The organism is Oerskovia merdavium, assembly GCF_014836755.1.
Taxonomy (GTDB): Bacteria; Actinomycetota; Actinomycetes; order Actinomycetales; family Cellulomonadaceae; genus Oerskovia; species Oerskovia merdavium.
In genome coordinates this window covers 82649-105280 of the sequence record NZ_JACSQF010000009.1, presented here as the reverse complement: position 1 = coordinate 105280, position 22632 = coordinate 82649, and the positions used below count along the sequence as shown (strand labels likewise).

Annotated in this window: 18 protein-coding genes; 8 read left to right on the top strand and 10 right to left on the bottom strand. The window is 73.1% G+C overall.

Translation table 11 applies throughout. The features are described from left to right. Positions 1–63 precede the first annotated feature (63 nt). Positions 64–1479, bottom strand: coding sequence for an isocitrate lyase (gene aceA, locus H9641_RS10245; RefSeq protein ID WP_318244509.1), 1416 nt, complete (start codon positions 1477–1479; stop codon positions 64–66). Positions 1480–1656: 177 nt separating this feature from the next. Between aceA and H9641_RS10240 the strand changes: the two genes are divergently transcribed. Further along, the gene (locus H9641_RS10240) at positions 1657–3183 is read left to right on the top strand and encodes a helix-turn-helix domain-containing protein (protein WP_191803413.1); all 1527 of its coding nucleotides are present in this window, start codon (positions 1657–1659) and stop codon (positions 3181–3183) included. 16 nt (positions 3184–3199) lie between these two features. On the opposite strand, the gene metG is transcribed toward H9641_RS10240, so the two are convergent. Together metG and H9641_RS10230 are read right to left on the bottom strand one after the other, a co-directional pair. Further along, complete coding sequence (gene metG, locus H9641_RS10235) at positions 3200–4807, bottom strand: methionine--tRNA ligase (protein ID WP_191803411.1); 1608 nt, start codon at positions 4805–4807, stop codon at positions 3200–3202. 303 nt (positions 4808–5110) lie between these two features. Continuing rightward, the gene (locus H9641_RS10230) at positions 5111–5719 is read right to left on the bottom strand and encodes a TetR/AcrR family transcriptional regulator (RefSeq protein ID WP_191803409.1); all 609 of its coding nucleotides are present in this window, start codon (positions 5717–5719) and stop codon (positions 5111–5113) included. A gap of 64 nt (positions 5720–5783) precedes the next feature. Here H9641_RS10230 and H9641_RS10225 point away from each other — a divergent pair, with 64 nt between their 5' ends. Beyond that, entirely contained in the window at positions 5784–6911 is a 1128-nt protein-coding gene (locus H9641_RS10225) for a saccharopine dehydrogenase family protein (protein WP_191803407.1), read from the top strand. Here H9641_RS10225 and H9641_RS10220 read toward each other — a convergent pair. Together H9641_RS10220 and nhaA are read right to left on the bottom strand one after the other, a co-directional pair. After that, a complete protein-coding gene (locus tag H9641_RS10220; protein ID WP_191803405.1) occupies positions 6859–8763 on the bottom strand; it encodes an alpha/beta hydrolase in 1905 nt (634 codons plus the stop codon). The genes H9641_RS10225 and H9641_RS10220 overlap by 53 nt on opposite strands. A gap of 130 nt (positions 8764–8893) precedes the next feature. Beyond that, positions 8894–10312 (bottom strand): Na+/H+ antiporter NhaA, encoded by a 1419-nt coding sequence (gene nhaA, locus H9641_RS10215; protein WP_318244508.1) that lies wholly within the window; start codon positions 10310–10312, stop codon positions 8894–8896. Between the two features lie 231 nt (positions 10313–10543). Here nhaA and H9641_RS10210 point away from each other — a divergent pair, with 231 nt between their 5' ends. Beyond that, positions 10544–11332, top strand: a complete 789-nt coding sequence (locus H9641_RS10210; protein ID WP_191803403.1) for a YqeB family protein — start codon at positions 10544–10546, stop codon at positions 11330–11332. 7 nt (positions 11333–11339) lie between these two features. Here H9641_RS10210 and H9641_RS10205 read toward each other — a convergent pair whose 3' ends face one another. Next, positions 11340–11915: a DUF1697 domain-containing protein gene (locus H9641_RS10205; protein ID WP_191803401.1), complete on the bottom strand. Its 576-nt coding sequence runs from the start codon at positions 11913–11915 to the stop codon at positions 11340–11342. Between the two features lie 3 nt (positions 11916–11918). Next, complete coding sequence (locus H9641_RS10200; RefSeq protein WP_449866957.1) at positions 11919–13145, bottom strand: formylglycine-generating enzyme family protein; 1227 nt, start codon at positions 13143–13145, stop codon at positions 11919–11921. Positions 13146–13617: 472 nt separating this feature from the next. On the opposite strand from H9641_RS10200, the gene H9641_RS10195 reads away from it, so the two are divergent. The 4 genes from H9641_RS10195 (at position 13618) to H9641_RS10180 (ending at position 18516) form a co-directional block, all read left to right on the top strand. After that, positions 13618–14253, top strand: coding sequence for a PadR family transcriptional regulator (locus H9641_RS10195; protein WP_191803398.1), 636 nt, complete (start codon positions 13618–13620; stop codon positions 14251–14253). Positions 14254–14335: 82 nt separating this feature from the next. Then, positions 14336–16054, top strand: a complete 1719-nt coding sequence (locus tag H9641_RS10190) for a DHA2 family efflux MFS transporter permease subunit (RefSeq protein WP_191803396.1) — start codon at positions 14336–14338, stop codon at positions 16052–16054. A 448-nt stretch (positions 16055–16502) separates the two neighbouring features. Further along, positions 16503–17762 (top strand): PhoH family protein, encoded by a 1260-nt coding sequence (locus H9641_RS10185; RefSeq protein WP_377617603.1) that lies wholly within the window; start codon positions 16503–16505, stop codon positions 17760–17762. A 118-nt stretch (positions 17763–17880) separates the two neighbouring features. Beyond that, positions 17881–18516: a GrpB family protein gene (locus tag H9641_RS10180; protein WP_191803394.1), complete on the top strand. Its 636-nt coding sequence runs from the start codon at positions 17881–17883 to the stop codon at positions 18514–18516. Here the strand turns inward: H9641_RS10180 and H9641_RS10175 are convergent. After that, on the bottom strand, positions 18494–19831 hold the full coding sequence (locus H9641_RS10175; protein WP_191803392.1) for an FUSC family protein: 1338 nt from the start codon (positions 19829–19831) through the stop codon (positions 18494–18496). The two genes, H9641_RS10180 and H9641_RS10175, sit on opposite strands and share 23 nt — an antisense overlap. A 74-nt stretch (positions 19832–19905) precedes the next feature. On the opposite strand from H9641_RS10175, the gene H9641_RS10170 reads away from it, so the two are divergent. Next, positions 19906–20394 carry a MarR family winged helix-turn-helix transcriptional regulator gene (locus H9641_RS10170; protein ID WP_318244507.1) on the top strand — a complete coding sequence of 163 codons (489 nt, stop codon included), beginning with the start codon at positions 19906–19908 and terminating at the stop codon, positions 20392–20394. A gap of 116 nt (positions 20395–20510) precedes the next feature. Here H9641_RS10170 and H9641_RS10165 read toward each other — a convergent pair whose 3' ends face one another. After that, positions 20511–20921: a hypothetical protein gene (locus H9641_RS10165; protein WP_191803390.1), complete on the bottom strand. Its 411-nt coding sequence runs from the start codon at positions 20919–20921 to the stop codon at positions 20511–20513. A 260-nt stretch (positions 20922–21181) separates the two neighbouring features. Beyond that, positions 21182–22591, bottom strand: coding sequence for a class II fumarate hydratase (locus H9641_RS10160; protein WP_191803388.1), 1410 nt, complete (start codon positions 22589–22591; stop codon positions 21182–21184). Between the last annotated feature and the right edge of the window lie 41 nt (positions 22592–22632).

Sequence of the window (22632 nt, the reverse complement as noted above, 5' to 3'; positions counted from 1 at the left end):
AGGTAGAGGGCTGGAGCCCTCTACCTCGACGCGAGACCTCTACCTCGGCGAGGCGGGCAGGGCTTAGTGGAACTGGGCGGTCTCGGTGGATCCGGCGAGCGCGAGGGTGGCGCTGTCGGGGTTGAGAGCCGTGGCGACCCGGTCGAAGTAGCCGGTGCCGACCTCCCGCTGGTGGCGGGTGGCCGTGTAGCCGTCGGCCTCGGAGGCGAACTCGGCCTCCTGCAGCTCGACGTAGGCGCTCATCGCGCGGTCGTTGTACCCGCGGGCGAGCTCGAACATGGAGTGGGACACGGCGTGGAAGCCGGCCAGGGTGATGAACTGGAACGCGTAGCCCATCGCGGCGAGCTCCTTCTGGAAGCTCGCGATCTGGGCGTCGTCGAGGTGCTTCTTCCAGTTGAACGACGGCGAGCAGTTGTACGCGAGCTTCTTGTCGGGGTACTGCGCGTGGATCACCTCGGCGAAGCGGCGGGCCAGCTCGAGGTCCGGCTCGCCCGTCTCGACCCAGATGAGGTCGGCGTACGGGGCGTAGGCCAGTCCGCGCGAGATGACCGTGTCGATGCCGGGGCGCGTGCGATAGAACCCCTCGGCCGTGCGCTCGCCCGTGAGGAACTCCTGGTCGCGGGGGTCGACGTCGGACGTGATGAGGTCCGCGGCGAGTGCGTCGGTGCGGGCGATGATGACGGTCGGGACACCCGCGACGTCGGCGGCGAGGCGCGCCGCGTTGAGCGTGCGGATGTGCTGCGCGGTGGGGACGAGGACCTTGCCGCCCAGGTGGCCGCACTTCTTCTCGGACGCGAGCTGGTCCTCCCAGTGCACGCCCGCCGCGCCCGCCTCGATCATCGAGTGCATGAGCTCGTAGGCGTTGAGGGGCCCGCCGAAGCCGGCCTCGGCGTCGGCGACGATGGGGGCGATCCAGTCCCGCTCCGGTGCCCCCAGGGGAGACTCGGCGGTCTCGATCTGGTCGGCGCGCAGCAGGGCGTTGTTGATGCGGCGCACGACGGCCGGGACCGAGTTCGCAGGGTAGAGCGACTGGTCCGGGTAGGTCTGGCCGGACAGGTTGGCGTCGGCCGCGACCTGCCAACCCGAGAGGTAGATGGCCTGGAGACCGGCCCGCACCTGCTGCACGGCCTGGTTGCCGGTCATCGCGCCGAGCGCGGCGACCCACTCCTCGGTGTGGATGAGGTCCCACAGCTTCTCCGCGCCGCGACGGGCCAGGGTGCGCTCCTCGCGCACCGAGCCGCGCAGGGCCACGACGTCCTCTGCCGTGTAGTCGCGCTGGACGTCGGCCCAGCGGGGGTCGGTCGACCAGGAGAGCGCGAGGTCGGCCGCGGACTGGCGCTGGTCGCCGGGGCGCGAGGGGGTGTGGCCGGAGGATGCGACGGGGGCCGTGACGGCCTCGGTCCGGGAGGTCGCCGACGCCGGGCGGGGCGTGGCGTACTCGTTCTCGGAGCGACGGCTGATGATGGGCGGGGTGGTCACGGGGTGCCTCCAGAGCTTCGTTGCGTGCGGTGGTACTCGTTCCGGTCGCCGTTCGGGGTGAGCGGTGGCCGTGGAACGACCTTCCTTCGCCGCGCAAGGGGTCCACAAGGACTTTCTTCGTAGAAGAAGTCGACTTCTTCTGTTGTGCGCAAGGAGTGGCGTGTGTCACCCTCAGTCATGGCAACTGACCCCGGCGCGGTGCAGAAGATCAGAGGCACGTCAGGCGAGTCCCTCGGTCCCCTCGGGGGCACCCTGGCCGTCGAGGACGAGGCCGACGCCCTGACGATCGGCCGCCGCATCCGGCACCTGCGCACCGAGAGGGGCATGACGCTCGACGACCTGGGTGCCGCGATCGGGCGTGCGCCCTCGCAGGTGTCCGTGATCGAGAACGGGCGCCGCGAGCCCAAGTTCTCCCAGCTCCAGGCCATCGCCCGTGCGCTCGGCGCGAGCGTCGAGGACCTGCTCTCGGCCGAGCCGCCCACCCGGCGCGCGGCCCTCGAGATCGAGCTCGAGCGGGCGCAGCGCGGTCCGCTGTTCGCCTCGCTCGGGCTGGGCGCGGTGCGGGTCGGCAAGTCCCTCCCGAGCGACGCGCTCGAGGCCATCGTGGGCCTCCAGCGCGAGCTCGAGCGCCTGCACACCGAGCGGGCCGCGACCCCCGAGGAGGCGCGCCGCGCGAACACCGAGCTCCGCGCGACCATGCGCGCCCAGGACAACCACTTCCCCGAGCTCGAGGCCACCGCGCGCGAGCTGCTCGACGGCGTCGGGCACGCCCGCGGACCCATGTCGCAGCGCGTGGCCGCCGACCTCGCGACCCACCTGGGCTTCTCGCTGCACTACGTGCACGACCTGCCGCACTCGACCCGCTCGGTCATCGACCTGCGCCACCACCGCGTGTACCTGCCCAGCACGGGCACGCGCGCGTCGAGCGACCCGCGCTCGGCCCTGCTCCAGGCGCTCGCGTCGCACGTCCTGGGCCACCACGAACCGCGCGACTACGCCGAGTTCCTGCGCCAGCGCGTCGAGGCCAACTACCTCTCGGCCGCGCTGCTGCTGCCCGAGCGGGACGCGGTCAAGCTCCTCAAGGAGGCCAAGGACGCCCGCGAGATCTCGGTCGAGGACCTGCGCGACGCGTTCTCGGTGTCCTACGAGACCGCGGCCCACCGGTTCACGAACCTCGCCACGACGCACCTGGGCATCGGGGTGCACTTCATGAAGATCCACGAGTCCGGGATCATCCACAAGGCCTACGAGAACGACGGCGTGCGCTTCCCCGCGGACCCCCTCGGCGCGGTCGAGGGCCAGTACGTGTGCCGCCACTGGACCGCGCGCACGGTGTTCGCGGTCGAGGACCGCCTGAGCCCGTTCAGCCAGTACACCGACACCCCGACCGGCACCTACTGGTGCACCTCGCGCGTCCAGGACTCCGACGACGGCCAGTTCTCGGTGAGCGTGGGCGTGCCGTTCGCGCACGTCAAGTGGTTCCGGGGGCGCGAGACGAGCGAGCGCACGGTCTCGCGCTGTCCCGACGAGTCGTGCTGCCGGCGCCCGCCCGCCGCGCTGACCGAGCGCTGGGGCGAGCAGTCGTGGCCCAGCGCGCGCCCGCACGCGAGCATGCTCGCCGCGATGCCCGTGGGGGCCTTCCCGGGCGTGGACCAGACCGAGGTCTACCGGTTCCTCGAGGCGCACGCACCGGCGCTGCGGTAGCCAGCGAGGCGACAGGTCAGCCCAGGCGGGGGAAGACCGGCACCGGCGTGCCCACGCGGTCGGTGCCGGATTCCTGCCCGCCGCCCGCGGGCCCGCCGAGCTGCTCGCGGAGCCGCGCGGCGCCGTCGGGCACGAACGGCGAGAGCTCGACCGCCACGACCCGGCACGCCTCGACGGGCCGCGCGAGCACCTCGTCCAGGTGCGCAGCAGCCTCCGCAGCGTCCGCGTCCCCGGCCCGCTCGCGCGCCGCGAGCTCCCACGGCCGCTCGGTGTTCACGTACCGGTTGGCCGCGTCGACGACGCGCCGCACGGCTCCGGTCGCGGCCCGCAGGTCGGCGTCCGCGAGGGCCGCGTCCACGGCAGGGGCGACCTGCCCGACGGCGGAGCCCAGCTCGTCGGGTGCGCTCGCCCGGGTGCGGGGGAGCGCAGGCACGACGCCGTCCCGGAACCGGTGCACGAGCGTGAGCGTGCGGTTGACCAGGTTGCCCACGCCGTGCGCCAGCTCGTCGTCGTGCCGGGCCACGAGGCGCTCGGCCGTGAACTCGGCGTCGCCCAGGAGCGGGACCTCGCGCGCGAACCACCAGCGCAGTGCGTCGGTGCCGTAGGCGTCCACGAGCCCGACGGGGTGCACCGCGGTACCCGCGGACTTGGCGAGCTTGGCGCCGCCGGCGGTGACGTAGTCGTGCACGTGGATCGTGGTGGGCAGCGGCTCGCCCGCCGAGAGCAGGAGCGCGAGCCAGTACACCGCGTGGAAGCGCGTGATGCCCTTGCCGATCACGTGCACGCGCTCGTCGCCGCCGGACCACCAGGTGCGGTAGTCGTCCGCGGCGCCCGGGTCGGCCGGGTCCGAGCCGTAGCCCAGCGCGGTGACGTAGTTGGTCAGCGCGTCCCACCACACGTAGATGACCTGCGACGGGTCGCCCGGGACGGGGACGCCCCACCCGTCCGAGCGGGTCTCGGGCCGCGAGACGCTGAAGTCCTCGAGCCCGGCGTCGACGAACGCGAGGACCTCGTTGCGCTTGGCGGGCGGGTTGATGCGCACGCGCCCCGACGTGATCTCCTCGCGGACGCGGTCGGCGTAGCGGGACAGGCGGAAGAACCAGTTCTCCTCGACCACGCGCTCGGGCAGGGGCAGGTGCTCCGGACAGCGGCCCGACGCGTCGAGCTCGTCGGGGGAGTAGAACTGCTCGCAGCCCGCACAGTACAGACCCTCGTAGGAGCGCAGGTAGAAGTCGCCGGCCTCGGCGCACCGCCGCCACAGGGCCTCGACGCCCGGACGGTGGCGGGCGTCGGACGACGTCGACAGGAAGTCGTCCGTGGACAGCGACAGCGCGGGGCGCAGGGCGCGGAAGTCCTCGACACGCTCGGCGACGAACTCCCCGACCTCGCGGTCTGCCGCTCGGGCCGCGCTCACGTTCTTGAGGGCGTGGTCGTCGGTGCCCGTCAGGAAGCGGGTCGGTCGTCCGCGCAGTCGCGCGTGGCGGGCCAGGACGTCCGCCTGGACGAGCTCGAGCGCATGGCCCAGGTGCGGGTCGCCGTTGACGTAGGGGATCGCGGTCGTGACGTAGAAGGTGGGGCTGCTGGGCGGTGTCGTGCTGCGGGGCTGGGCGGGTGCGGCGGTCATGGCGGTGGTCCTCTCGGGGACTGCGGCACCTTGGGAGGTGCCTCGACGGGCGCCTCGACCGCACCGGGCCCGGACACACGAAAGGCCTCGCTGCGGCGAGGCCTTGGGTGGTGACGAGCGTGCTCAGCGCATCACGAAGGGCCCCGGGTGGGGCGCATCATGACGGTCGACGAGCAGCTCATGCGTCCGACCCTAGCAGCGTCGCGGCGCGGTCCTGAAGCCGGTCGGCATCGGGTGGGGTCGGGCCGGGCGTGCGCGGCCGGCACCCGGCCGGTCGGCCGTCCAGGTGTCGCGCCTGGCGCGCTACGGCAGGAGCTGACGCACGAGCGCGTCGGTCGCCCAGTCCTGCCAGGCCTGAGGGGACCAGCCCAGGTCGAGCACGAGCGTGCCGTACGTGTCCGGGCTGAGCAGTGCGTGGGTGATGTCGGTCGCGACCTGCGTGCTGGTGCGGAGCGCGGACTTCGTGGCGAGCGCGCTCGTCAGGGTCGCAGCGACGGTCCGTCGTTGCTCCTGGTTGGCGGCCCACAGGTCGGCGAGGGCCGGCAGGCCGGGCGCGGCGTCGCGCAGCACGCGCAGGAGGGGGGCGACGCGTTCGAGGACGGCGCGGGCGCCCGCGACGTGCAGGGCGAGGTGACGTGCGGGATCGGGCTCGGCGAGCACCTCGCGGGCCCAGGGGCGGTCGAGCGTGGCGACGTCGTCGTGGTCTCCCGCGATGCGGACGTCGAGCAGCTCCTTGAAGAGCGCGTGCTTGGTGCCGAACGTGTAGTAGATCGTCTGTGTGGCCACGCCCGCCGCGCGTGCGACGTCCTCGACCGAGGTGCGGGTCCAGCCGTTCGTGACGAAGAACTCGTGCGCCGCGTCGAGGATGCGGGTGCGTGTCGCGCGGGCCTTCTCGGCGCGGGTGGGGGGCATGGGTCTCCGGGGGACGGTCGCCGACAATTGACTGTAGTTAGACTACAGTGATATTCACTAGAGCATGACTCTAGTGAATGTGCGGGACGTGCTCGTGATCGGTGGCTACGGGGCGGTCGGGTCCGTCGTGTGCGAACGGCTCGCCGAGGCGATCCCCGGGCGCGTGGTCCCCGCAGGGCGCAACCTCGATGCCGCGGAGGCGCTCGCGCGACGGATCGGCTCCCCGCGCGCGGTGCGCGTGGACCTCGCCGACCCCGCGACCCTCGTTGCGGCGCTCGACGGCGTGGGCCTGGTCGTCCTGGCGGTCGAGCCCGGTGACGACCGGGTGGCCCGGGCGTGCCTCGCACGGGGCGTGTCGCTCGTGGACGTCTCGGCATCCCGCGAACAGCTCGAGGCGACCGAGCGCCTCGACGAGGTCGCCCGTGACGCGGGCGGCGCGGCCGTGCTGAGCGTGGGCGTCGCGCCCGGGCTCACGAACCTGCTCGCCCGGCGTGCGCACGACCTGGTCGGAGGTGCCCAGGAGATCGACGTGGCGGTGGTCCTCGGCGGGGGCGAGGCGCACGGCGCGGACGCGATCCGCTGGACGGTCGACGGGCTGGTCGGTCCGCAGCCCGACGGCGGCGCACGCCAGGTGCTGCTGCCCGGCCTCGGGCGGCGCACCGTCCATCCCTTCGACTTCTCCGACCAGCACGCCCTGCGTCGCACGCTCGACGTGCCGCACGTGACGACGCGGTTCGCGCTCGACTCCCGCCTGCTGACCGCATCGGTGTTCGGGGCGCGGCGTGCGGGGGTCCTGCACGCCTTCCGCGGCGAGCGCGGGCGGCGGGCGCTCGCATCGGTCTTCGCCGCCGTGCACGTGGGCGGCGACCGGTTCGCCCTCGCTGCCACGGCGCGCCACGGCGACCGCGAGGTCCAGGTCTCGCTCGTCGCGTCGGGCCAAGGCCGGGTCACGGGGCTCGTCGCGGCCGAGGTGGCGCTCGCGGTCCTCGCGGGGCACGTCGCGCCGGGCGTGCGTCACGTCGAGCAGGTCGACGGCCTGGCCGACCTGCCAGAGCGGCTCGTCGCGGCCGGAGGAGAGGCGGCCGTCGAGGTGTTCGTCGACGGGGGCGCTCAGCCGTCGGGCACGGAGAGCGGGTTCCTCAGCCCGTCGAGCTCGACGCGGCCGGCTGCTTGGTCAGCATCTGCTCCTTGAGGCGCAGCGTGTCGTCCTCGTCCCAGCCGTCGGGGGCGTTGAGCGCCGACCAGCCGTCGGCGTACTCGAGGTAGTAGACGTGCCCGTGACCTGCGGGGATGTCCGAGGCCGCGGCCACGAAGAGGTCGCCCGTGAGCTGCCAGAACGTGACGACGGGACGCCACTGCACGGCGTCGAGGACATCGGGCCCGCGGGGCTCGCGCATCCAGTCGGGCTCGGACCACAGGGTCGTGGGGGACCACCACGTGACGCCGTCGGACGCGTGCTGGACGTACACGACACGCGGTGTCTCCCACGTGCCGGGCACCGACCAGATGTTGGCCGCGCTCGAGACCTCGGTGCCCCACCGGACCTGTGCGCCCTCCTCGTACACGGGCGAGTACTCGAGCGAGCCGGCGTCGCGGTGGTTCGTGAAGTCGGTCCAGTTGGGCGTGAAGTTGGGCGTGCCCACGAACATGGCCCCGTCGGTGCGGGTCGTCATGTCCTGCAGGCCGCTGAACGCGCCCTGCGCACCGAACGAGCCGAGCGAGATGCCGAACGCCATGAGCTGCGGACGCGAGTCCTCGGGCTGCTTCGACCACGCCTCGTACACGGCCTCGTAGAGGGCCTTGCCCGCGTTCGGCGGGGTGCTGCGGTCACCGACGAAGCTGATCCAGCTCGGCAGGTACGAGTACTGCATCGAGGCGATCGCGGTGTCGCCTCCGTGCATGAGCTCGAGCGAGTTGCTCATGCCGGGGTCCACCCAGCCCGTGCCGGTCGTGGTGGCCACGACCAGGACCGAGCGGTCCCAGGCGTTCGTGCGGTCGAGCTCGTCGACCACGCGCTGGGCGGTCGCGTCGAGGTCGCCCTCCGGGTCGAGACCCGCATAGACGCGGATGGGCTCCTGGACGTCGGCCGGGTCGACCACGTCGCCGCCCGCGGCGAACTCGGTCAGCTCGGCCTGCGTGGGGCCGAGCGCCACGAACCGGCGCCCTTCGGCACCGAGCGACTCCCAGGACGAACCGGACTCGGGCGAGCCCGACCGGTCGGGCGAGGTGGGCGGGGCGAGGTCCGGGTCGATCTTCTCGTTGGCGCTCGCGTAGACGTTGTTGAGCATGTGCAGCGCGCCGGCCCAGATCACGCCGTTGAAGAGCAGCACGACCACGACGGCGACGATCACCCCGCTCAGGAAGCGGGCGACCGGCTTGGGCATGATGTTGTCCACCAGCAGGCTCACCCACTGCGCGACGCGGCGCAGCGCGCGGCCGAGCTGCAGGACGCCGATCGCGATGAGGACCGCGACGAACACGACCGCGACGTCGTTGGCGGGCGCCTGCTCGGGCATGCCGAACAGGGCGCGCAGCTCGTGCTGCCACCGGGCGCCCAGGACCAGGAAGACCGGCACGAGGACGATCGTCGCGGCGCCCAGGACCCACCAGGCGATCCGGCTCACGCGTGGGCTCCAGCGGATCCGGAGCCCCACCTTGAGGGCGAACCACTCGACGAACGCCCCGATCCCGTACCCGCCGACCATGCTCATGCCCGTGATGAGCGCCTGGTAGTACCAGGCGCGGGGGATGAGCGAGGGCGTGAGGGAGAAGCAGAAGAACAGGAGGGCGAGGACGAGCCCGGTCGTGGAGAAGCGCCGCACGTAGTGCTGGAGCCAGGCCCACGGCCGACGGCGCAGCGGTGGCCGCGTGCTCGCCTCGCCGTCGGGCGTGGCCGGGCGGGCTGGGGTCCGTGCGCCGGAGCTGCCCGTCGGCCCGGCGGGTCCGGCGGGGCCGACGGAGCCATCGGAGCCGGCCCCCTCGGGGACCTCGGGCGTCCCGGCGTCCGGAGCGTTCTCGGGCTTCTGCGTGACGTCTGGCTGCACGGGTGCGATCGTACGGGGCTGGGGGTTTCGCGCCACCGGGCGCCGGGTGAAGCCGGTGGGGCGGTCCCCGCCGGGTGAGGGAGTCCGGAGCCCTCGCGGCTCCCGCCACCTCGCCCGGCCGGGACCTGGCTCAGCGCTCGTCGTCGACGGCGTCCCCGATGTACGTCGAGACGTCGTCGGGCAGCCCGTCCTCGTTCATGTCGTCGGAGCGCTTGCGCCGGGCGTCCCAGCGCAGCGCCGTCGCGGCGAGCAGCGCCGAGATCACCGAGGCCAGCAGCACCGCGGCCTTGGCCGAGTCCGTGTGCTCGGAGTCGGGGAAGGACAGCTCGGCGATGAGGAGGGAGACCGTGAACCCGATCCCGGCGAGCAGGCCCACGGGCAGCAGGTCGCGCACCCCGATGCCGGGCGCGAGCCGCAGCGGCGTCAGCCTCGTCACGAGCGCGGTGACGCCGAGCACGCCGATGCCCTTGCCGACCACGAGCCCCACGATGATGCCGATCGCGGCCGGCTGGCCGATCATCTCGCCGATCCCGCCGCCGTCGACGAGCGAGACGCCGGCCGCGAAGAACGCGAAGATCGGCAGGGCGATGCCCGAGGAGATCGGTCGGACGACGTGCTCGAACCGGTGCGTGCGCGAGGTCTTCTCGCCGAACAGGACGACGGCCGGGACCGTGAAGCCCAGGAGCACGCCCGCGACGGTCGCGTGGATCCCGGACGCGTGGACCAGCGCCCAGACGACGAACGCGAGCGGGAGCAGCAGCCACCAGTGCGTGCGGCGGCGGCGCACCAGGAACGCGAACAGCGCGACGCCCACGAGCGCCAGGCCCAGCGGGGCCCAGTGCAGGGTCTCGGTGTAGAAGACCGCGATGACGACGATCGCGAGCAGGTCGTCGACCACGGCGAGCGTGAGCAGGAACGTGCGGATCGCCGTCGGGAGCCCGCGGCCGAACACCGCGAGGACCGCGAGCGCGAACGCGATGTCGGTCGCGGTCGGGATGGCCCAGCCGTGCACGGCGTCGGCGCCGCCTCCCCAGAGCGCGACCGTGACGTAGAGGATCGCGGGCACGATCATGCCGCCCACGGCCGCGAGCATGGGGACGCCGGCCTGACGCGGGTTGCGCAGCGAGCCGGCGACGAACTCCTGCTTGAGCTCGACGCCCACCACGAAGAAGAAGATGGCGAGCAGCCCGTCGGCGGCCCACGTGGACAGCGACAGGTCGAGGTGGAGGGACTCGGGTCCGAACGTGAGCGCGGACAGGTCGAAGTACGCCGCGCGCCAGGGCGAGTTGGCCCACACGAGCGCGATGATCGCGGCGCCGATGAGGAGCGCGCCGCCCGTGGTCTCGCGCGTGACCCAGCGCTTCCAGCGCTGCGCGGCGCCGGGGCGCGGCGCGGGCTGGGCGGCGGGCGAGGGGGCGGGGTTCTCGCTGCCCGACGGCGTCGCGCCAGCAGGGAGGTTCACCGCGCCGTCCGCGGTCGCCGGGCCGGGCGTCGCGCTCGTGCGGGGGGAGTCGTCCGGGGTGGGGGTGTGCTGCTCGTGCGTGCTCACAGGGCTCCTGTGGTTGAGGGGTCGTCGACGTCACGCCGACCAGACTTCCCGGCACACCAGCGTCCCATCTTACCGGTGGCCCGGCTCGGGCGGGCCCGCCCGTCGGGTCCTGGACCGGACCGGAGGAGGACGGCACGCTCGCCGGGGGATGCCGGAAGGTGGACACGGACGCGACCGAAGTCCGCCGAAAGGGGGATGTCTCGGACACCCGCCCGGCAGGAGCATGTACGGGTGTACGAGAAGACCCCTGACGCGCCCACCCCCACGCCGCCCTCCGCATCGACCACCCCTCGCACCCCGGAGGAGACGGTCGTGGGGTGCTCGTCCGCCGACACGCTGTTCCTCCGTGCCGTCCTCCCGGTCCTCGGTGCCGCGGCCGGCGTCGGCCTGCGCTGGCTCGCGGCGTGGATGTCCGGCCTGTCGTGGGCGCCGTGGCAGGGCATCGCCCGGTCTGTCGACACGCTCGCCGACAGGTGGGGTGCGTGCACCGTCGTCGGGCTCGCGATCGTGGGCGCGATCGTCGGAGCGGTCTTCGCCCAGCACCTGGTCGAGACCATGGGGCGCGTCGCGGTGACGTCCACGGGGGCCGGGTTCAAGACCAAGGACACTCTCGAGACCCTCGGGCGGTCCGAGGTCACCGACGTGTTCGCGGACGGCAAGGAGATCGTCCTCCTGCGCGGCGAGCGGGAGGTCGCCCGGTGGTCCGCCGACCTGCCCTCCGCGGAGGTCCGGGCGGCCTTCGACACGCACGGGTGGCCCTGGCGTGAGACCGGCGACCCGTTCCGTGCGGCATACCGCCCGTGGGAGGCAGGCGACCTGGGGCTTCCCGCGGGGGCCGACGCCCTCCTGCGCGCACGAGCCGGACTGATCGACGCGGGAAAGGACGACCACGTGCGCGAGCTGCGAGCCGACCTCGCGGCGATCGGGGTCGTGGTGCGGGACGAGGGGACCGTGCAGCTCTGGCGTCCGGTCGCGCCCGCCGCGCCCACGGGCGCGATCGGCGTCGAGCGCCGGGCCTGAGGGAAGATCAGCCCGCCGCGTCGACCAGCCCGGCGAGCTTGGTGACCGTGTTCCAGTTCCTGGCCGTGCCCCACAGCCCGACCGTCCGCAGCAGCACCGCCGGCGTGAGCCTCGAGGTCCCGACCCCGCCCTGGTACCAGGTGTAGCTGACCGGCCCGGACCACGCCATGTGCTCGACCCCGTAGGCGAGCGGGTCGAGCGCTGCGACCCGCTCCGGGTCCGGTGCCGCCGGGTAGAACGTCAGCAGCAGGTGCGACGGGTCCTGGCCCGCGGCCTCGAGGAAGGGGTTCGCGGCGATCGCTCGTTCGAGGTCCGCGCCCGTCAGCGCGAGCACGTCGACGTCCAGCCCCAGGCGCCGGGCGAGCCCTGCGCGCACGAGGCGCGCGACGTCGTCGGGCCCGGAGGCTCCCGACGTCCCCGGCGAGACGACGAGGTTCCCGCTGTTGAGGAGCGTGCGCGCGCCCGCGAACCCTGCGTCCTGCGCGACAGCGCGCAGGTCCGCCGACAGGACCTTGCGGCCCCCGCCCACGTTCACCCCGCGCAGCAGCACCGCGTAGGCCGACGGGACGCTCGACCCGGACACGCCTCAGCCCAGGAGGTTGCGCGCGGACGCCGGCATGCCGGGCGTCGACGGGGCGACCGCCACGGGCGGGCGGACCACGCAGCGGAAGCCGATGTGGCTCGTCGCGGTGTCGACCGCCTGGGGCGAACGAGCCGCGGGCCGGTAGCGCAGGCAGTACTCCGGTGCGCACAGGTGCGACCCGCCCTTGAGGACCTTGCGGGGGATCGCCGAGCCGGGCTCGGCGCTCGCGGCGGCCCGAACGTCCGTCGCGGTGTCCTCGTCGAGGCCGGCCGCTCCCAGCGGGTCGTGCGGGGCGGGGTGGGCCGCTGCCATGGCTGCGCCGGTGCTCGGCGCGCAGCACGCGGGCATCTCGATCGTGAGCGCGTCACGTGCCGCGGCGACCTCCTCGGCCGTGCGGGCGTCGACCGCGTGGTTGGGCGTGTAGAAGGACGAGGTCCACTCCCAGACGTTGCCGGTCATGTCGGCGAGCCCGAACCCGTTCGCGGGGAACGTCCCCACGGGGCTCGTGCCGACCCACCCCCGGGCGCCCGTGTTGCGGTACGGGAACGAACCCTGCCAGTGGTTCGCGAGGAGCTCGCCGTCGGGCTGGTACTCGTCGCCCCAGGCGAAGCGTGCGCCGTCGAGCCCGCCGCGTCCTGCGTACTCCCACTCGGCCTCGGTGGGGAGCGACCTGCCTGCCCACGCCGCGTAGGCCTGGGCGTCCTCGTACGAGACCTGCACGACCGGGTGGTCCTCGCGGCCCTCGATCGAGCTGCCCGGGCCGTGCGGTGCGCTCCACCGGGCCCCGGGCTGCCAGCGCCACCACTGGCGCCAGTCGGAGAGGTTCACAGGACCGGCGGTCGGGGTGAAGACGAGCGCCCCCGGCTGGAGGTCCTCGACCGCGACGCCCGGGTAGTCGGCCGGGTCGAGCGGACGCTCGGCGACCGTGACGTAGCCCGTCGCGTCGACGAACGCCGCGAACTGCGCGTTGGTCACCGGGTGCTGCTCGATCTCGAACGGGCCGACCGTGACCTCGTGGACAGGAGCCTCGTCGGGGTAGAACTCGGTCGATCCCCGCCGGTACGTGCCGCCGGGCAGCGGGACCAGGGGCGAGAGGGTCGAGGTCGGGCGGGCCGTCACGGGGGCCGTCGCGGGGACGGTCGTGCCGGCCCGACCGGCGCTGCCGGTCGTCCCGCCGTCGGGCCCCTTCGTCTGCTCGGGTGCCGATGACGTGCCCGCTGCCGTGTCCATGCGTCTCCTCGTGTCGAGCTCGTTCTCGATACCGCTCTGATGCCGCCCGGACACCGCTCCGGTGGCGGGCCGTGCCGGCGTCCGCACCGGCGCCGTTCGGCGGCCGCGGTCGGGGTGGTGCTTGACCTGCAGCGATGCCGTCCGTCCTGCCCGCGCGCACCGCCCGTCCGAGCCTAGTGCCGTGAGTGGCGACCGGAGTAGTCAACACCTCGGCAGCATGCGGGCACGTCGGCCCGGTCCGTCGGACGACGGCAGGGACACGTGACGTGCCCCACCGTGGCGGCATCGCCCTCGACCCTGCCGCTGCGGGGGCGTATATTCCGACGGGAATATTCCTGGGGGAACGACCGTGCTGGAGTGCTCGCGCACACCCGCCGCTCCGGCTCTCCGGCCACCCGTCGTCGGCCGCCAGGTTGCTCGCACGAACCACACCAACGAACCAACGAGCCACCCCACCGTCAGGAGGCGAGACATGGCACGCAAGGAGCTGTCCGCCGCCGCGCTCCTGCTGCTCGGGCTCCTCCACGAGCAGCCCATGCACCCCTACCAGGTCCACCAGACGCTCAAGCAGCGCGGGGACGACCGGCTCGCGAGCATCACGCCGGGCTCGGTCTACCACGCGATGGACCGCCTGGAGTCCGAGGGGTACGTCGAGGTGGTCGGCACCGACCGCGAGGGCAACCGTCCGCAGCGGACCACCTATCGCCTGACCGGCGCGGGGCGCGACGCGTTCGCCGACCGCACCGCGCTGCTGCTCGGTCGACCCCGGCGCGAGCACCCCTCGTTCCCGCTCGCGCTCTCGCAGGCGCACGCGATCGACCGGGCGAGCGCGGTCGACGCGCTGCGGGACCGGCGGGCCGCGTCGGCCGAGGAACTCGCGTCCTACATCGCCAGGTACGACGTCGTCCGCAGCCACGGGCTGCCACGTCGCCTCCTGCTCGACGTCGAGTACGACATCCACCGGATCGAGTCCGAGCTGGCCTGGATCGACCGCCTGCTCGCCGACCTCGACTCCGGCGCCCTGGACTGGGACGAGTCCGTCCCGCAGTCCTTCCGTGACTTCTCCGCCGCCCGCTCGCGGGCCGCGGCCGCAGGTGACGTGCCCTGACGGGCCGCCGGCGTCACGCCGGTTCCGCTGCTCGCGCAGCCCTTCCTGAACTCCCCGCACTTCTCCGAGCCCGAGGACACCCATGACCACCACGCCACCCTCTTCCGAGAGCCTGCCGACGACCGGCACCCGGACGGACCCCGCCACGCCGACGCTCGCTGCACCACCGGAAGGCCCGCCCGCAGGCGCACCCGGGGCGCCCGGCGCGACCGCAGGACCGCCGCTCGTCGACCTCGGCGGGCGCAGCCCGTGGAGCATCCTGCCCGCGCTGTGCCTGGGCTTCTTCATGATCATGGTCGACACCACGATCGTGAACATCGCGGTCCCCACGCTCGTCGACACGTTCGACACGACCCTCACCGCGGTGGGCTGGGTCAACAGCGCCTATCTGCTCACGTACGCGGTGCTGCTCCTGCTCGCGGGTCGCCTGGGCGACCGGTTCGGACCCAAGCCCGTGTTCGTCCTGGGGCTCGTGGTCTTCACGCTCTCCTCGCTGTGGTGCGGGCTCTCCGGGTCGGTCGAGATGCTCATCGTGGCCCGCGCGGTCCAGGGCGTCGGTGCCGCCCTCATGACCCCGCAGACCATGTCGATGATCACGCGCGTCTTCCCGCCGCGTCAGCGCGGCGCGGCGATGGGGCTGTGGGGCGCGGTCGCGGGGGTCGCGACGATCGCGGGACCGCTGCTCGGCGGTGTGTTCGTCGAGTCCTGGGGCTGGGAGTGGATCTTCTTCGTCAACATCCCCGTGGGCGTCGTGGCTCTCGTCCTGGCGCTGCGGAGCCTGCCGTCCCTGCCGACCAACAAGCGCAGCTTCGACATGGTCGGGGTCGCGCTGTCGATCGTGGGCCTGTTCCTGTTCGTGTTCGGTCTGCAGGAGGGCGAGACCTATCACTGGGGCAGGGTCGTGGGCCCGCTCACCATCTGGTCGATCATCGGCCTGGGGGTCCTGGTGCTCGCGGCGTTCGTGCTGTGGCAGCGGCACCTGGGCGACCGTGCCCTGCTGCCGCTCACGCTCTTCCACTCGCGCAACTTCTCGCTCGCGAACGTGTCCGGCATGGCCGTGTCGTTCGGGATGATCGGGATCTTCTTCCCGCTGACGATCTTCCTGCAGTCGATCCTGGGTCTCTCGCCGCTCGAGGCGGCGCTCATCAACCTGCCGGGGTCGCTCGTGTCCGGTGTCGTGGCACCGTTCGCGGGCAGGCTCTCGGACCGGATCCCGGCCAAGTGGGTCGTCGCGACGGGCTTCGCGCTGCTCGCGGCGTCGGTCGCGTGGCTCAGTGTCGCGATCACACCTGACGCGAGCACCCTGTCCATCGTCGCGCCCATGACCCTGTTCGGGATCGGTACCGGCGCCGTCTTCTCGCCGCTCGCCAACCTCGCCACGTCGGGGCTCGACCACCGCACGGCGGGCGCCGGCGCGGGCGCGTTCAACACGTTCCGTCAGGTGGGCGGCGTGATCGGTTCGGCTGCGATCGTCGCGACCCTCACGAGCCGTCTCTCGGCGACCCTGCCCGCGGCCGCGCGCGACGCCGCGGCAGGCCTGCCTCCCGAGCTCCGCCAGCCGTTCGTCGACGGCTTCGCGTCGGCCGGCGGGTCGTACACGGGCGCTGCCCAGAGCTTCGATCTCCCTGCGGGCATCCCGCCCGAGGCCGCGGCGCAGATCCGCGAGGCCGCCACGACCGCGCTGCACCAGGGATTCTCTGTCGCGGTCGGGCAGACGCTCCTCGTGACGTCGGCGGTCCTGGTGATCGGGCTCGTCGCGGCGCTCGCCATGCGGGGGACGCACGTCGCGCACGCGGACTGAGCACGCGGCGACGGAGACCGACGGCGGTGCGTGCGTGCCGCCGTCGGGCGTGCCGGGCCCCGCTCGCCCCGTCCCAGGGGGCGGGCGGGGCCCGTCACGTGAACGGCAGGTGACATCTCGGACGCGCGGCGTGTCAGGTCGACACGGCAGAACTTCACGGGCGTAGTTTCGAACGTGACGGACGACACACGTCGTCCTCCGGGAGGCCATCCGATGGAGTTTCTGCTCCGCGCAGGAGGGCCGGCACCGGCCTTCTGTCGGCCGGTCGCCTGCCCCACCCAGCGAGAACGGCGCTGAGCGCCGGAGGGAGCCTGCTGTGGTCCGAACCGCCTCTGCTTCTGGAGCTGCACCCGACGTCACGGACATCGCGTCCCGTGGCACGACGTCCCCCGAGGGTCTGCGCACCTTCGTCATCGACACGTCCGTGCTCCTGTCCGACCCGCGAGCCATGCTGCGCTTCGCCGAGCACGACGTCGTCCTCCCCGTCGTCGTCATCACCGAGCTCGAGGCAAAGCGCCACCACGCCGAGCTCGGGTACTTCGCCCGCAGCGCGCTGCGCATGCTCGACGACCTGCGGGTCAAGCACGGCCGCCTCGACGCCCCGCTCCCCGTGGGGGCCGTGGGCGGGACGCTGCGCGTCGAGCTCAACCACACGGACCCGGCGGTGCTTCCCGCCGGGTTCCGTCTGGGCGACAACGACACGCGCATCCTGTCGGTCGCGGCCAACCTCGCGAGCGAGGGCTGCGACGTGACCGTGGTGTCCAAGGACCTGCCCATGCGGGTCAAGGCCTCGGCCGTGGGTCTGCGGGCCGAGGAGTACCGGGCCGAGCTCGCGATCGACTCGGGCTGGACGGGCATGGGCGAGATCGACGTGAGCGACGAGCAGATGGCCGACCTGTGGGAGCACGAGTCGGTCGAGCTCTCGGCCCTCGACGCCGCCACGGTCGCGGCCGCCGAGCCGCTCCTGGTGCACTCGGGGCTCGTGGTCCACTCGCCGCGCGGCTCGGCGCTGGGCCGCGTCACGGCCGACAAGCACGTGCAGCTCGTCCGGGGGGACCAGGACGTGTTCGGCGTGCACGGGCGCTCGGCCGAGCAGCGCATCGCGATCGACCTGCTGCTCGACCAGGAGATCGGGATCGTGTCGCTCGGCGGGCGTGCCGGGACGGGGAAGTCCGCGCTCGCGTTGTGCGCGGGCCTCGAGGCGGTGCTCGAGAAGAGGCAGCACCGCAAGATCATGGTCTTCCGTCCCCTGTACGCCGTGGGCGGCCAGGAGCTCGGCTACCTGCCCGGCTCCGAGGCCGAGAAGATGAACCCGTGGGCCCAGGCCGTGTTCGACACCCTGGGGGCGCTCGTGTCCAAGGAGGTCATGGAGGAGGTCGTGGACCGCGACGTCCTCGAGGTCCTGCCGCTGACCCACATCCGCGGACGCTCGCTCCACGACGCGTTCGTCATCGTCGACGAGGCCCAGTCCCTCGAGCGCAACGTCCTGCTGACCGTGCTCTCGCGCATCGGCCAGTCCTCGCGGGTCGTCCTCACGCACGACGTCGCCCAGCGTGACAACCTGCGCGTCGGGAGACACGACGGCGTCGCCGCGGTGATCGAGGCGCTCAAGGGCCACCCGCTGTTCGCGCACGTGACCCTGACGCGCTCCGAGCGCTCGCCCGTCGCGGCGCTCGTGACGGAGATGCTGGAGAGCATCGAGGTCTGACCTCGCGGGATCCGGTGCGTCACGGCCCCGGTCCTCACGGACCGGGGCCGCGACGGTGCACGATGCTCGGGCCTGTCCGAAGGTCGGCTCTCCGACGTCGGCAGGCATACTCGGTGCGATGAGCACAGGTCAGCAAGGTCCCGCGGTCCTCGTCCCCTCGGACCCGGCGTGGGGCGACCAGGCCGCGGCCCTTCTCGCGGACGTGCGTCGTGCGTTCGCTCCCCTCGAGGGAGCGGACGAGATGCGTTATGACCACATCGGGTCCACGGCGGTCCCCGGGCTCGCCGCCAAGCCCTTCCTCGATCTCCAGGTGCGTGTCCCGGTGCTGCTTCCTGTCGAGGACTGGGCGCACGCCCTCGGGTCGACGACCTTCCGCCAGGCGCACGGCAGCAGACCCGACTCCCCGGGTGTCACGTTCGATCTCCCGCGAGGGCGAACGGGACGCGACGACGAGAGCCTCTGGAGGAAGTCCCTCTTCGTCTCGGCCGTGCCCGCAGCGATCCTGCACGTCCGGCGGTCCGACTCGCCCTGGGGCGCGTACACCGTCGCGCTCCGGGACCTCCTGCGCGACGACCCGCGCCGGCGGGCGCAGTACGAGCGCCTCAAGAGCCGGCTGGCTCGCGAGCACGCGGAGGACGGCGACTACGACGACTACACGCGTGCCAAGACGGTGTTCTTCGACGAGGTCCAGGACGAGCTCGAGCGCAGGGTTCGGGCCGTCGGCGAGCCGGTCAGGTCCGCACAGCACCGCTGACGCGTGGCGCGCCACGCCGCGCGTGGACCAGCACCACGGTCAGCACGCCGACGACCGCGCCCACGGCCGTGTCGAGCGCCCGGTCCAGCGCGATGCCCTCTCCGGTCCCGCCGAGCGACGTCATGAGCAGGGCCATGGGCGTGATGGTCAGCATCGCGAGGCCGTAGTGACGCCCCACGACGATCTCGGTGACGACCTGGAGCACGACGACGAGCGCCGCGGTGGCCCAGAACCCGAGGTGCGCGTCGAGCAGCGGCCACGCGATCAGGGCGCCCGCGACCGTGCCGAGCGCCCGCTGGAGCGCGCGGACCACGGCGTGCTGCGTCGTCGTGCCCTGGAGCGTCGCGGTGGCGCCCATCGCGGCCCAGGCCGGGTGGCCGAACCCGGCGACCTGCGCGATCGCCGCCGCTGCGGCCGCCGCGAGCGTCACGCGGGCCGCGCGCAGACCCCAGCCTCCGTCAGCGAGGGACCTGTGGGCTGTCTGGCGCAACGAGAGGCGAGGTGGAAGGGCAGCGGGGGTCCCGGCCGCCCCGGAGAGCTCGTCGGCGAGCCGCAGCGCGGTGGCGCGCGTGCGGCCGTGAGAGGCGTCGTCGGCGAGGACGGTCCGGGCCAGGGCCACGGCCTCCTGCGCGCGCCCGACGGCGCCACGGTCCTCGGGTGCGAGGGCTGCGGCCTCGGCGGCGAGGGTCGCGCGGCGCACGGCGAGCCGCGCGGGTCCGCTCGGCCGGACCAGGAATCCTGCCAGGCACACGACGCACGCGACCACGACTCCCAGGAGCGCGGCGAGGCCCCGCGGGGCGAGGTCGGCGAACGTGGGCGCTCCTGCCAGGCCCGCACCGGCCGCGAAGACGACGATCGTGGCGCCGGGCGCACCCGTGCGGACGAGCTGGCACAGGGCGGTCATGCCGCCCGCGAGCAGTGCGACGACCCCGAGCGTCACGGCGGCCGGGGCGCCGGCGGCCGTGATCGCGGTCGTGAGCAGGATCGAGCCGGTCATGGTCGCGCCCACCAGGGCGAGCAGAGCGGCACGACGGCGGTACGGGTCGAACCGCCCGTAGAGCGAGGTCAGGGCACCGAGGGCCGCGAAGCCCGCGAGGTCCTGGTGCCCGCTCGTGGCGGCGAGGACGAGCGTGAGAGCGACGCTCGCACCGCACCGCAGGGCTGCTGTGAGGGTCGCGTCGACAGAGGTGAGTCGGAGCGCGGCCCGCAGGTGGGAGGGGTCGAGGACCTCGCGTGCGGCGGTGCGGACGGGGGAGCGTCGATCGGCTGGTGGCTCGGGGGACAGGGCTGTGGCGGTCGCGGAGGAGAGTGGCATCCCGTCCAGGGTACGCCTCGTTCGCAGACGTTTCACTAGTGAACTAGTTGGCGACGGGCACTACGCTGGGTCTCGTGGACTACGTGGAGCGCCTGCGCGAGCAATGGGCAGAGCAGATGCCCGACGTCGACGTCTCGCCCGCCGACTCGATCGGCCGGATCACCCGGATCGCCGCGCTGCTGGCCGAGGCGAGCGACGCCGCCCTCGCGCAGCGGTCCCTGACCCGCCCCGAGCTCGAGGTGCTCACGGCCCTGCGGCGCGCGGGCCGCCCCCTGCGGGCCCGCGAGGTCACGACCATCACCCGCGCCCCCGGCGCATCGATCAGCAAGCGCCTCGACCACCTCCAGCGCGAGGGGCTCGTCGAGCGCACCGTCGTCGAGCGGGACCGCCGGGGTGTGCTGCTCTCGCTCACCGAGGAGGGGACCCGGCTCGTCGACGAGCTCTTCCCCGCCCAGCTCGACCGCGAGCGTGCCGCGCTCGGCGGGCTCACCGGCGACGAGCGCGAGCGCCTCGCCGAGCTGCTCGCGATCGTGCTGCGTCGGGTGGACCCGGTCGAGTACTGAGCGGCAGGGGCTCGGGCGACGAGAGCGCCCTGGGCAGTCGTCATCGGGCCAAGCCTCCCGAGCCGCGCGAGGTGGACGGCGACGCCGAGGACGTCGACGGCCAGGTCGGTGCTCCGTCAGCTGCTGGTCGGTCTCGCTCCGTGTCGCTCGGTGTCGACGGCGGCGAGCAGGGTCTCGACGTCGGCCTCGGAGAGGATGAAGGGTGCGGCACAGATCCTGAGGCAGGAGACCCGCTCTGCGCGGGTCCAGGTGTCCCAGGGGGCTGACGAGGCCAGGTATCGGACCACGATCGGAGGCTCGGTGCCGCGGTTGGACCACTGAGCCCATCGGCGCCAGCCCGCTGCGCGCCCTCGATCCTCGGTCCGGTCGCTCTCGTCGAGAATCGCCTGAAGCATCTTCGACGCTGCGTCCGCGACGAAAGGGCTGCCGAAGTACGGCTCGGGCACATCGCCGGATTCATCGAACTTCAGGCGAACGATCGCCGCCAGGGTTGCTTCGCACTCCTGGACCGTCAGTGCCACCTGCACGTGTGCTTGCTCCTTGCGTACGTGTCGCCCCGGTGGGGAGAGTCTGGCGCCGCCAAGGGTACGGGTTCTCGTCGCCGCCCGGGTACGTCGTCGGCGAAGCGCGGATCGACAGCGTGTGCCCGGCGACGAGGTGCGCACAGGGGTGGCAGGAACGACCGACGGCGTGGGCCGGGTGACCGCACCCGGCACACGCCGTCCGTCGTGCAGGCCGAGGGGTGCGCTCCACGCCGGAGCGCACTCCTCGCTGCCTCAGCGCCTCGTCAGGCCTGCGGCGGGCGCGTCATCGACAGGACGTCGAGCGCCGTGTCGAGCTGCTCCTCGGTGACCTCGCCGCGCTCGACGAAGCCCAGGTCGATCACGGCCTCGCGGACCGTGAGGCCCTGCTTGACCGAGTGCTTGGCGACCTTGGCCGCCGCCTCGTAGCCGATCACGCGGTTGAGTGGCGTGACGATCGACGGCGAGGACTCCGCGAGCGCACGCGCGCGCTCGACGTTGGCCGTGATGCCCGTGACGGTCTTGTCCGCGAGGACGACCGACGCGTTCGACAGCAGACGGATCGACTCCAGGACGCCCAGCGCGATGACCGGGATCTGCACGTTGAGCTCGAAGCTCCCCGAGGCCCCGGCCCACGCCACGGTCGCGTCGTTGCCGATCACGCGCGCGGCGATCATGAGGACGGCCTCGGGCACCACGGGGTTGACCTTGCCCGGCATGATCGACGAGCCGGGCTGCAGGTCCGGGATGAAGATCTCGCCCAGGCCCGTGTTGGGGCCCGAGCCCATCCAGCGCAGGTCGTTGCAGATCTTGGTGATCGAGACCGCGATGGTGCGCAGCGCGCCCGAGAGCTCGACGAGCCCGTCGCGCGAGCTCTGCGCCTCGAAGTGGTCGCGCGCCTCGGTGAGCGGCAGGCCCGTGTCCTCGACCAGCAGGGCGATGACGCGCTGCGGGAAGCCGGCCGGCGTGTTGATGCCCGTGCCGACGGCCGTGCCGCCCAGGGGGACCTCGGCCGCGCGGGGGAGCGCCGACTGCAGGCGCTCGATCCCGTAGCGCATGGCCGCGGCGTACCCGCCGAACTCCTGGCCCAGCGTGACCGGGGTCGCGTCCATGAGGTGCGTGCGGCCCGACTTCACGACCGTCGCGAACTCGGCAGCCTTGGCCTCGAGGGCCTCCGCGAGGTGCGTCAGGGCCGGGATCAGGTCGTGCACGACGCCCGCGGTCGCGGCCAGGTGCACCGACGTCGGGAAGACGTCGTTGGACGACTGCGACGCGTTGACGTGGTCGTTCGGGTGGACCTCGCGGCCCAGCGAGCGCGTGGCGAGCGTCGCGAGGACCTCGTTGGTGTTCATGTTCGACGACGTGCCGGAGCCCGTCTGGAAGATGTCGATCGGGAAGTGGGCGTCGTGCGCGCCCGAGGCGACCTCGTCGGCCGCGGCCACGATGGCGGCCGCGACGTCCTCGTCGAGCACCCCCAGCTCGGCGTTGGCGCGCGCGGCGGCCTTCTTGACACGAGCGAGGGCCTCGATGTGGCTGCGCTCGAGAGGAGTGCCCGACAGCGGGAAGTTCTCCACGGCGCGCTGCGTCTGCGCGCGGTAGAGGGCGGCCGCGGGGACGCGGACCTCACCCATGGTGTCGTGCTCGATGCGGTAGTCGGAAGCGTCGGCAGAAGTCATGGGGCTAATGGTGCCGCACGAGCACGGGTGATCTCGAACCC